Origin of the sequence: Salmonella sp. SAL4457, from assembly GCF_046548235.1 — a bacterium.
Taxonomy (GTDB): domain Bacteria; phylum Pseudomonadota; class Gammaproteobacteria; order Enterobacterales; family Enterobacteriaceae; genus Salmonella; species Salmonella enterica.
This window is the reverse complement of record NZ_JBGDZO010000005.1, coordinates 418884-429206: the sequence shown is the minus strand read 5'-3', so window position 1 is coordinate 429206 and position 10323 is coordinate 418884. Positions and strand designations below refer to the sequence as shown.

The window sequence follows — 10323 nt, the reverse complement described above, 5'->3', positions numbered from 1 at the left end:
ATTTTTCGTCCGAGGACGTCAAGAATCCGTATCTTCGAGTGCCCACACAGATTGTCTGATAAATTGTTAAAGAGCAGGTGCGACGCGGCTTTCAGCTCACCGTCGCGAGGTGGCGTATATTACGCTTTCCTCTTTCAGAGTCAACCCTGATTTTCAGGATTTTTCTCTTCAACCGACCGGCTGTTTGTGTGAAGTGATTCACATCCGCCGTGTCGATGGAGGCGCATTATAGGGATCCCATTTTTTTGCACAAGCGTTTTTTGGATCTTTTTTTCTGTTTGTTGATTTTTCATCCCTTTCGCTCCATTCCTGCGCAAAGTGGCGATTTTTTGATGCTATCTCCCCTTGCACAACGCCGTTAAAGCAACCAAAGTCTTCATGACTATTCATTTATGATGAGGTAGACATGTCTGACACATTACGTCCTTATAAGAATCTTTTTCCTGGTATCGGTCAGCGCGTGATGATCGATACCAGCAGCGTGGTTATTGGCGATGTCCGTCTGGCGGATGATGTCGGGATCTGGCCGCTTGTGGTGATTCGCGGCGATGTGAATTACGTTGCGATAGGGGCTCGTACGAACATTCAGGATGGCAGCGTTCTTCACGTAACCCACAAGTCTTCATCCAATCCACACGGCAACCCATTAATCATTGGCGAAGATGTTACCGTTGGCCATAAAGTTATGCTGCACGGCTGTACCATCGGTAACCGCGTACTGGTCGGTATGGGCTCCATTGTGCTGGATGGCGCGATAATAGAAGATGACGTAATGATTGGCGCGGGAAGCCTGGTGCCGCAGCACAAACGGCTGGAAAGCGGCTATTTATATCTTGGCAGTCCGGTAAAACAGATCCGCCCCTTGAGCGATGCTGAGAGATCGGGCCTGCAGTACTCCGCCAATAACTATGTAAAGTGGAAAGACGACTATCTTTCTCAGGATAACCATATCCAACCGTGATCATCTTCCTGCTGGGCCAGGATTAATGCTTCCGCCTCTTCTTCCAGGTCCCAGCGATACTCACGAAAAATGGCCAGCCATTGCTCCGCTGTTTCTCCACCAAAGCGATACGCCAGTACATCTTTTTTTATTGCACACGTGAGTTGCATCCCATTAACCAGGGCGGGAAAGATGATAGCACTGGCGGCAGTATCCCATTCTTCGCGGTCAGGAAATTGTATGGCCTGGTTCACGCTAATAATTCCTGCTGTAGCAGCTCAATCACTGGCTCGACCTGCGGTAATACACCGTGCCAAAGCAAAACGGCATGTGCAGCCTGCCCCACCAGCATTCCCAGCCCATCTGCGTAGCGTTTTGCGCCCTGTTGTACACACCAGGAGAGAAATGGCGTATTCCCTTTTTGATAGAACATGTCATAGCAACAGAGGGAAGGGTGAATAAGTGACGCCGGAATCGCCGGGATTTCGCCCCGTATGCCGCTGGAGGTCGCATTAATAATCAGGTCAAACTCACAACCATCCAGCTTGTCCATATCCGTGGCATGAACGCTGCCGGTATGAGCAAAGATTTTCGCCAACGCTTCGGCACGTGAAGCTGTACGGTTGGTGATAGTGACCGCGCAATCCAAAGAAAGCAGAGGTAACAGCACGCCCCGGGATGCGCCGCCCGCGCCAATCAGCAAAATACGCCATCCTGGGCGGATAAAATTTAAACGTTTGAGATCGCTTAATAAACCGATACCGTCAGTATTGTCGCCAAGCAAACGACCATCTTCCAGCCGCTTTAATGTATTGACTGCTCCCGCCAGCGATGCTCGTTCCGTTAACTCATCCGATCGCGCAAACGCCTCCTCTTTAAAAGGTACTGTGATGTTTGCGCCTTTTCCCCCTGCCGCGAAAAAGGCATCAAGCGTATTAATGAAATTATTAATAGGGGCCAGCACGCGACCATAGGGGTGAACAATATCTAGCTGCTGAGCAAATTGCTGATGAATAAATGGCGATTTGCTGTGCGCAATCGGATTTCCAAAAACAGCATAGGTTTCCATCATATTACCCCTGTCGAAACAGTTCGCCCGTCAGAGCATCGCGAATTTCTGAAGGATTTAGACGCCCACCCGTTGCGCCTTCAACCACCGGAAAATCATCACCAAATTGCGCACGCACCTCTTCAACGGTACGACATGGCGGTAATCCGCTCAGATTGGCGCTGGTGGAAACCAGCGGTTTGCCATACGCATTGCATAGCGCGACCACCAGCGGGTGGTTGGTAACACGAACGGCCAGGGAATCAAAACGTCCCGTGAGCCACCGCGGCGTTGTCGCGGGCGCAGGAAAAACAAACGTTACCGGCCCGGGCCAGCAATCAAATACCGCTTTACGCTGTGCGGCGGTAAGTATGCTGTCATCAATATAAGGTTTTAACTGCTCAAAGCTGGCGGCAATCAAAATGAGTCCCTTATCGACGGGCCGTTGTTTTAACGCCAGCAGGCGCGTAACGGCTGTTTCACTATCGGGATCGCAGCCGACGCCGAAAACGGCTTCTGTTGGATAAGCGATGACATTTTCTTTATTCAGGAGATCTACCGCTGCGGCGATAGATCCTGTTGGCAGGTTATTATTCACTTGTTTATTCCACCGGAACCGGCTTTCCACATTGTTTACTGGCGCAAAAGCGCTTCACGCCCTGCGCGGTTTTCTTTTCGATGAGTAGCGGATAATGGCACTCGGGGCATTCCCCCGCAACCGGTGTGAAGTTAATGACGAACTGACATTCCGGGTAGCGATCGCAGGAATGAAAGATTTTTCCGTAACGAGAACGGCGCTGGACCAAATGTCCTTGCTGGCAGGCTGGACAGGCAATCGCCGTTTCATCCGGTTTATCAATAACCACTGTATGTTCACATTGCGGATACTGACTGCATCCGATGAACATGCCAAAGCGCCCCTGACGCAGCACCAGTACGGCGCCACACTCAGGACACAGTTGCCCCTCCAGAATTTTAACGATATGTCCGTCCGCCTGACTTTTCAGCGGACGAACGTAATCGCATTCCGGATAACGAGAACAGCCGAGAAACGGACCATGTTTCCCGGAACGAATTACCAGTTCGGCCCCGCACTGCGGGCAGGGCTCATTTTTACGCACCGAAAACAGTGCTGATTTAGCCATATTCACTCATGCAGCATTAACACCTATCAATGCAGCATACCTTCATTTACCTCAAAGAGTAATTCTTCCATTTGCTGATAGGCGTTTTCACAGCCCGGAATGTTGAATAACACCATCAAAATAACCCATTTCAAGTCTTCCAGGTCAAACTCTGCGGTATCCAGCGCCAGCACACGCTCAATCACCATTTCTCGTGTTTCGAGGTTTAGCACCTGAATCTGCTCAAGGAATAACAGGAACCCCCGGCAACTGGCATCAAGCCTTTCACACTCTTCAACCGTATAAATGCGCATTGAAAGAGGGTCGGAAGCAAGTTGCATGGGTTCCGCGAGGCCATCCTGATAGTCAGCGAGTTTTTCCAGCCACAGCAGCGCATTGTAGATGTCTTCGCGATCAAACCCAGCGTCGGTGAGATCACGCTCCAGTCTGTCCTGATCCACGCGCAGCTCGGCTTCGTTATGGATGTATGTTTCAAACAAATACATTAGTACGTCGAACATGGCTTGCCCTCCTTAATCGGACATAGCCGCCGGGTACAGCTGCGATCCATCCTGCTAACTCCAGTTCGAGTAGCTGAGCCACTACCGCTGGCACAGGTTGGCCGGCACGTTCAGCGACGACGTCAACAGGTGTTACCTCATCTCCTACGTTAGCCAGGAGCTCAGGAAATGGCAATGCCGCCTCATCCTGATTTAGTGAATAAAGTGAATTTTCCGCCGTAGTTGGCAACCAGTGTAAGCCGTATTGCAAATTTTCCAGAATATCCTCCGGCGTCGTCACAAGCGTAGCCCCTTGTTTAATTAACCAGTGCGTGCCTTCGCTTCCCGGACTACCGATAGGACCTGGTAATGCAAAAACGTCCCGCCCCTGTTCAAGCGCGCAGCGCGCCGTCACCAACGAACCGCTGCGCAACGCCGCCTCAATCACCAGTACGCCTTTGCTCAGTCCGCTGATGATACGGTTTCTGCGAGGAAAATTTTGCGGTAGCGGAGGCGTTGAAAGCGGAAATTCTGAGACCACTGCGCCGCCAGTGGCAATCAAGTTTTCAGCCAGCATGGCATGTCGGCGAGGATAAATCTTTGCTAAGCCATTCCCTAACACCGCTACACTTTTTCCCCCCATACTCACCGCGGCGTTGTGTGCTACGCCATCAATTCCCCGGGCAAGGCCGCTGGTGATCGTCAAACCGCTTTTCGCAAGGCTTTCGCAAAGCAGACGTCCCCAACGTTCCCCATACCAGGAGTGGCTCCGGCTCCCTACGACGGCAAGTTGGCAGGTATGCAGACAGGCAGGATCGCCGTCAATAAAAATAGCGCCGGGATAATCGTCAATAGCACGCAGTTGGGGAGGATAAATCTCACTATCCGCACACAGAAAATGGTGCTGCGGTAGTTCAAGCCAGCGTAATGTCTCATCAAGCACACCTGCTGGAAGCTGTAAAAAACGTTCAGCTTGCCGCGCGGTAAGACCAGCCTCCTGAAGGTGCGTGCGATTTATCTGAGGCTGGCGAATAAGCGAGTTCGCCATGTTCAACATCGCCTCGCCATAAAGGTCGCCGACGTACATTAAACGTAACCAAATTTCGGTACGGGCCATCCTTTCCCTCCCCTGCCACAAGCAGTCTGAACAATCTTTGCGATTGGTCACTGATGCTGTCAATCAGGTGGGGATTTGTCTAGAATAGAGGTAATAATCTTTTCAACTCCTGAACACAACTCTGGATAATTATGTCAGTTTTGCAAGTGTTACATATTCCGGACGAGCGCCTTCGCAAAGTCGCAAAGCCGGTTGAAGAAGTGAATGCAGAAATTCAGCGTATCGTCGATGATATGTTCGAAACGATGTACGCGGAAGAAGGTATCGGTCTGGCCGCAACGCAGGTCGATATCCACCAGCGGATCATCGTGATTGACGTTTCGGAAAACCGCGACGAGCGCCTGGTACTCATTAACCCGGAATTGCTGGAGAAAAGTGGCGAAACGGGTATAGAAGAAGGCTGTCTGTCGATTCCGGAACAGCGCGCTTTAGTCCCGCGCGCCGAGAAAGTGAAAATCCGCGCGCTGGATCGCGACGGCAACCCGTTTGAGCTTGAAGCGGATGGTTTGCTGGCAATTTGCATTCAGCATGAGATGGATCATCTGGTCGGTAAACTGTTTATCGATTATTTGTCGCCGCTGAAGCAACAACGTATTCGTCAGAAAGTAGAAAAACTCGACCGCCTGAACGCCCGGGCTTAAAGGACAAGAACCAACGTGTCAGATTCACTACGTATTATTTTTGCGGGTACACCTGACTTTGCAGCGCGTCATCTCGACGCGCTGTTAACTTCTGGACATAACGTTGTCGGCGTATTTACCCAACCCGATCGTCCAGCAGGTCGCGGCAAAAAGTTGATGCCCAGCCCGGTAAAAGTGCTGGCGGAAGAAAAAGGCCTGCCCGTTTTCCAGCCCGTGTCGCTTCGTCCTCAGGAAAACCAGCATCTGGTTGCTGACTTACATGCCGACGTCATGGTTGTCGTAGCATATGGTCTGATTCTCCCAAAGGCAGTGCTGGATATGCCCCGTCTCGGATGTATCAACGTTCACGGTTCGCTGCTTCCACGCTGGCGCGGCGCGGCGCCTATTCAGCGCTCACTCTGGGCAGGCGATGCGGAAACCGGCGTCACAATTATGCAGATGGATGTAGGGCTGGATACCGGCGACATGCTGTATAAACTTGCGTGCCCGATTACCGCAGAAGATACCAGTGGCTCACTGTATAATAAGTTGGCTGAACTTGGCCCGCAGGGGTTAATTACCACACTAAAACAACTGGCGGACGGCACAGCGGCGCCTGAAGCGCAGAATGAAGCGCTGGTCACTCATGCGGAAAAGCTCAGTAAAGAAGAAGCGCGTATCGACTGGTCTCTCTCCGCAGCACAGCTGGAGCGTTGCATTCGCGCCTTTAATCCGTGGCCAATGAGCTGGCTGGAAATCGACGGCCAGCCGGTAAAAGTCTGGCAGGCGTCCGTCATTGAGGACGCCACGCAGTCGCTGCCGGGAACCATTCTGGCCGCGACGAAACAGGGCATTCAGGTTGCAACAGGCAAGGGGATATTAAATTTGCTTTCGCTTCAGCCTGCCGGCAAAAAAGCGATGAGCGCCCAGGATCTGTTAAATTCACGCCGGGAATGGTTTATTCCTGGTAACCGTCTTGCCTGACGGTCACGTCTTTATAAGCCCGGTGTTACCGGGCATTTTTATTTTATACATATGAAAAAACAAAACAATTTACGTAGTCTGGCAGCACAGGCCGTTGAACTGGTCGTCGAGCAGGGACAATCATTAAGTAATGTGCTCCCGCCGCTGCAACAAAAAGTCGCCGATAAAGACAAAGCGTTACTTCAGGAGCTGTGCTTTGGCGTCCTGCGAACTCTTTCACAGCTGGAATGGCTGATCAATAAGCTGATGTCTCGTCCAATGACCGGCAAGCAGCGTACAGTGCATTACTTAATTATGGTCGGTTTTTATCAGTTGCTGTACACCCGCGTTCCTCCCCATGCGGCGCTGGCTGAAACCGTTGAAGGCGCGGTCTCCATCAAACGTCCGCAGTTGAAAGGGTTAATTAACGGCGTCCTGCGCCAGTTCCAGCGCCAGCAGGAAACGTTGCTTAATGAGTTTGCGACCAGCGATGCGCGCTTTTTACATCCAGGTTGGCTGGTAAAGCGTTTGCAAAATGCTTACCCCACACAGTGGCAACGCATTATTGAAGCGAATAACCAGCGTCCACCGATGTGGCTACGTGTAAATCGTACACACCACACCCGCGACGGTTGGCTTGGCTTACTTGAAGACGCAGGCATGAAGGGATATCCCCATCCCGATTATCCCGACGCTGTACGTCTGGAAACGCCAGCTCCGGTACATGCTTTACCCGGTTTTGCTGAGGGTTGGGTAACTGTCCAGGATGCCTCTGCGCAGGGATGTGCGGTTTTTCTCGCTCCTCAGAACGGTGAGCACATTTTAGACTTGTGCGCCGCGCCCGGCGGTAAAACCACGCATATTCTCGAAGTGGCCCCCGAAGCAGACGTGGTGGCGGTTGATATTGATGAACAACGACTCTCCCGCGTTTACGACAACCTAAAGCGTCTTGGGATGAAAGCGACAGTTAAACAAGGGGATGGACGTTATCCCGCCCAATGGTGCGGCGAGCAGCAGTTTGACCGTATTCTGCTGGATGCGCCCTGCTCCGCAACCGGCGTCATTCGCCGTCATCCAGATATCAAATGGCTGCGTCGCGATCGCGATATCGCGGAACTGACGCAATTACAGGCGGAAATTCTTGATGCCGTCTGGCCGCGCCTGAAGCCCGGCGGGACGCTGGTTTACGCCACCTGTTCCGTACTGCCGGAAGAAAACCGCGATCAGATCAAAACCTTTTTACAACGCACTCCCGATGCCGCGCTCAGCGAAACGGGAACACCTGATCAGCCAGGACAACAGAATCTGCCGGGCGGCGAAGAAGGTGATGGGTTCTTTTACGCTAAGCTAATCAAGAAGTGATGAGATAACGGGCCACGACTGATGAAAATTATCATACTGGGCGCAGGGCAAGTTGGCGGAACACTGGCGGAAAACCTGGTCGGCGAAAACAACGACATCACGGTGGTTGATACCAACGGCGAACGGTTACGCAGTTTGCAAGATAAGTTCGATCTACGCGTAGTTCAGGGGCATGGTTCGCATCCCCGCGTGTTGCGCGAAGCGGGCGCTGACGATGCGGATATGCTGGTCGCTGTCACCAGTTCAGATGAAACTAATATGGTTGCCTGTCAGGTAGCCTATTCACTCTTCAACACCCCAAACCGTATCGCCCGCATTCGTTCCCCGGACTATGTTCGCGATGCGGATAAACTCTTTCATTCTGAAGCGGTTCCGATTGATCATTTGATCGCGCCGGAGCAGTTGGTTATCGATAATATTTATCGCCTGATCGAGTATCCGGGAGCATTACAGGTTGTAAACTTTGCCGAAGGGAAAGTCAGTCTGGCAGTAGTTAAAGCCTACTATGGTGGTCCACTAATAGGTAACGCGCTCTCGACAATGCGAGAGCATATGCCGCATATCGATACCCGCGTTGCCGCAATTTTCCGTCATGACAGACCAATCCGTCCTCAGGGCTCGACTATCGTAGAAGCAGGGGATGAAGTCTTCTTTATTGCGGCTTCACAGCATATCCGTGCAGTAATGAGCGAATTACAGCGTCTGGAAAAACCCTACAAGCGCATCATGCTGGTGGGCGGCGGCAATATCGGCGCCGGGCTGGCAAGGCGTCTGGAAAAAGACTATAGCGTTAAATTGATCGAACGCGATCAACAACGCGCCGCAGAACTGGCTGAGAAACTGCAAAACACGATCGTCTTTTTTGGCGACGCTTCCGATCAGGAATTGCTGGCGGAGGAGCATATTGATCAGGTCGATCTCTTTATCGCGGTCACTAACGATGATGAAGCCAATATCATGTCCGCGATGTTGGCCAAGCGGATGGGCGCCAAAAAAGTGATGGTGCTGATTCAGCGTCGAGCTTATGTCGATCTTGTGCAGGGTAGCGTTATAGATATTGCGATTTCTCCGCAGCAGGCCACCATCTCTGCATTACTGAGCCATGTGCGTAAAGCGGATATCGTCGGCGTTTCCTCACTGCGTCGCGGGGTTGCCGAAGCCATCGAAGCCGTCGCGCACGGTGATGAAAGCACTTCCCGCGTGGTTGGCCGCGTCATTGACGAAATAAAACTGCCGCCAGGCACCATTATTGGCGCGGTCGTTCGTGGTAATGATGTCATGATTGCTAATGACAATTTGCGCATTGAACAAGGCGATCACGTCATTATGTTTTTGACCGATAAAAAGTTTATTACCGACGTCGAACGTCTGTTCCAGCCAAGTCCTTTCTTCCTCTAATTTAAGGGGCGCTCATTCAGCGCCCTTTTTAATTCCCTTTATTTATCAAGGTTTAATTTATTTCGCTAAACAGAAGCCGTAAATGGAAAATGCCTTAGCATTTGTTAAACTTATAACGTCAGCTGCATAGGGAGAATAAAAATGAGTTTTATTAAAGAATTTCGCGAATTCGCGATGCGCGGGAATGTTGTGGATTTGGCAGTGGGTGTCATTATTGGCGCGGCATTCGGTAAGATTGTTTCTTCACTGGTTGCCGATATCATTATGCCGCCGTTGGGATTGTTAATCGGCGGGATCGACTTTAAACAATTTGCTTTTACGTTACGCGAAGCGCAGGGAGATATTCCGGCGGTCGTCATGCATTACGGCGTGTTTATCCAGAACGTATTTGATTTTGTGATTGTGGCCTTTGCTATCTTTGTTGCCATTAAGCTTATCAACAGACTCAACCGTAAAAAAGCAGAAGAGCCGGCAGCTCCGCCAGCGCCTTCTAAAGAGGAAGTGTTATTGGGCGAAATCCGCGATCTGCTGAAAGAACAAAATAACCGTTCTTAATAAGCAGAAGGCCAGTGGTAAAAAAGTTACTTACTTTCTTGCCACTGGCCTCCCAGTTCCCTCGATTACCGTGTTTACCTTTACGCAGATAACTTCCTTTGCCTTTCTTATTTTTTTCAACGCGTTGCCTGAAAAGGGGATCGTGCAGTAATGCCTCAATGGCATTGTCCTTTATCTGCCCTTTCTTATGTTGATAACGACTCATAATATCTCCCGTTTGTATAAATTATACGGCGCGAGTGTAGCCCCGCCGGTTCAATAAATCAACATCCTGATTTCGCTCCACTGGCCCCCTGTTCCAGGGCTTCCAGAATGGAACAATAGACGCTACTGTGGGCCGTTCCGCAACAAGCATCATTAAGCCTTTGTAACGAACGCTGCATCGTTTGCAGTTCCGCAATCCTGGCTTCAACCTCCTGCAATCGCTCTTGCACAATACTTTTTGATTCCTGACAGGTATGGTGCTCAGGATCAATTCGGATCGATAAAAGCTCGCGGATCGAGTCGAGCGTGAAACCCAACTGTCGCGCATAACGAATAAACTTGAGACGCTGCAGATCGTTTTCGGTATATAGACGAAACCCGCCTTCAGTACGTACCTCATGATCCATCATCTGCTGTTTTTCATAGTAGCGAATGGTATCAGGCGTTACGTCTGCCAGCTTTGCCAGCTCACCAATGCGATACATACAAGCT

Annotated in this window: 14 protein-coding genes and 1 pseudogene; 6 read left to right on the top strand and 9 right to left on the bottom strand. The window is 51.0% G+C overall.

Features of this window, described 5'->3' with window-relative positions; translation table 11 throughout:
* Positions 1–140: 140 nt before the first annotated feature.
* Positions 141–293 (bottom strand): hypothetical protein, encoded by a 153-nt coding sequence (locus ACLJNW_RS18230; protein ID WP_023209247.1) that lies wholly within the window; start codon positions 291–293, stop codon positions 141–143.
* A gap of 113 nt (positions 294–406) precedes the next feature.
* Here ACLJNW_RS18230 and ACLJNW_RS18225 point away from each other — a divergent pair, with 113 nt between their 5' ends.
* Positions 407–961: a gamma carbonic anhydrase family protein gene (locus ACLJNW_RS18225; RefSeq protein ID WP_001285640.1), complete on the top strand. Its 555-nt coding sequence runs from the start codon at positions 407–409 to the stop codon at positions 959–961.
* On the opposite strand, the gene ACLJNW_RS18220 is transcribed toward ACLJNW_RS18225, so the two are convergent.
* The 6 genes from ACLJNW_RS18220 to dprA are packed head-to-tail and all read right to left on the bottom strand — an operon-like array spanning position 937 to position 4729.
* Complete coding sequence (locus ACLJNW_RS18220; protein WP_001070571.1) at positions 937–1194, bottom strand: DUF1488 domain-containing protein; 258 nt, start codon at positions 1192–1194, stop codon at positions 937–939. The two genes, ACLJNW_RS18225 and ACLJNW_RS18220, sit on opposite strands and share 25 nt — an antisense overlap.
* Complete coding sequence (aroE, locus tag ACLJNW_RS18215; protein WP_000451205.1) at positions 1191–2009, bottom strand: shikimate dehydrogenase; 819 nt, start codon at positions 2007–2009, stop codon at positions 1191–1193. The genes ACLJNW_RS18220 and aroE overlap by 4 nt, the downstream gene beginning before the upstream one ends.
* 4 nt (positions 2010–2013) lie before the next feature.
* On the bottom strand, positions 2014–2586 hold the full coding sequence (tsaC, locus tag ACLJNW_RS18210) for an L-threonylcarbamoyladenylate synthase type 1 TsaC (RefSeq protein ID WP_001063613.1): 573 nt from the start codon (positions 2584–2586) through the stop codon (positions 2014–2016).
* A gap of 4 nt (positions 2587–2590) precedes the next feature.
* A complete protein-coding gene (locus tag ACLJNW_RS18205; protein ID WP_001129708.1) occupies positions 2591–3133 on the bottom strand; it encodes a type I DNA topoisomerase in 543 nt (180 codons plus the stop codon).
* A gap of 26 nt (positions 3134–3159) precedes the next feature.
* Positions 3160–3633, bottom strand: a complete 474-nt coding sequence (gene smg, locus ACLJNW_RS18200; RefSeq protein ID WP_000460663.1) for a DUF494 family protein Smg — start codon at positions 3631–3633, stop codon at positions 3160–3162.
* On the bottom strand, positions 3605–4729 hold the full coding sequence (gene dprA / locus ACLJNW_RS18195) for a DNA-protecting protein DprA (RefSeq protein WP_000124531.1): 1125 nt from the start codon (positions 4727–4729) through the stop codon (positions 3605–3607). The genes smg and dprA overlap by 29 nt, the downstream gene beginning before the upstream one ends.
* Positions 4730–4860: 131 nt before the next feature.
* Between dprA and def the strand changes: the two genes are divergently transcribed.
* The 5 genes from def to mscL all read left to right on the top strand — a co-directional run bounded on the left by def (position 4861) and on the right by mscL (position 9627).
* Positions 4861–5370, top strand: a complete 510-nt coding sequence (gene def, locus ACLJNW_RS18190; protein ID WP_000114987.1) for a peptide deformylase — start codon at positions 4861–4863, stop codon at positions 5368–5370.
* 15 nt (positions 5371–5385) lie between these two features.
* A complete protein-coding gene (gene fmt, locus ACLJNW_RS18185) occupies positions 5386–6333 on the top strand; it encodes a methionyl-tRNA formyltransferase (protein WP_001727352.1) in 948 nt (315 codons plus the stop codon).
* 51 nt (positions 6334–6384) lie between these two features.
* Positions 6385–7674 carry a 16S rRNA (cytosine(967)-C(5))-methyltransferase RsmB gene (gene rsmB / locus ACLJNW_RS18180; RefSeq protein ID WP_024154487.1) on the top strand — a complete coding sequence of 430 codons (1290 nt, stop codon included), beginning with the start codon at positions 6385–6387 and terminating at the stop codon, positions 7672–7674.
* Between the two features lie 21 nt (positions 7675–7695).
* Entirely contained in the window at positions 7696–9072 is a 1377-nt protein-coding gene (trkA, locus tag ACLJNW_RS18175) for a Trk system potassium transporter TrkA (protein ID WP_000691374.1), read from the top strand.
* Positions 9073–9213: 141 nt separating this feature from the next.
* Positions 9214–9627 carry a large-conductance mechanosensitive channel protein MscL gene (gene mscL, locus ACLJNW_RS18170; RefSeq protein WP_000008119.1) on the top strand — a complete coding sequence of 138 codons (414 nt, stop codon included), beginning with the start codon at positions 9214–9216 and terminating at the stop codon, positions 9625–9627.
* A gap of 1 nt (position 9628) precedes the next feature.
* Here the strand turns inward: mscL and ACLJNW_RS18165 are convergent.
* A pseudogene (locus tag ACLJNW_RS18165) lies at positions 9629–9832 on the bottom strand (alternative ribosome-rescue factor A); the annotation flags it as partial.
* Positions 9833–9890: 58 nt separating this feature from the next.
* Positions 9891–10316 carry a Zn(2+)-responsive transcriptional regulator gene (zntR, locus tag ACLJNW_RS18160; protein ID WP_000285585.1) on the bottom strand — a complete coding sequence of 142 codons (426 nt, stop codon included), beginning with the start codon at positions 10314–10316 and terminating at the stop codon, positions 9891–9893.
* Positions 10317–10323 lie beyond the last annotated feature (7 nt).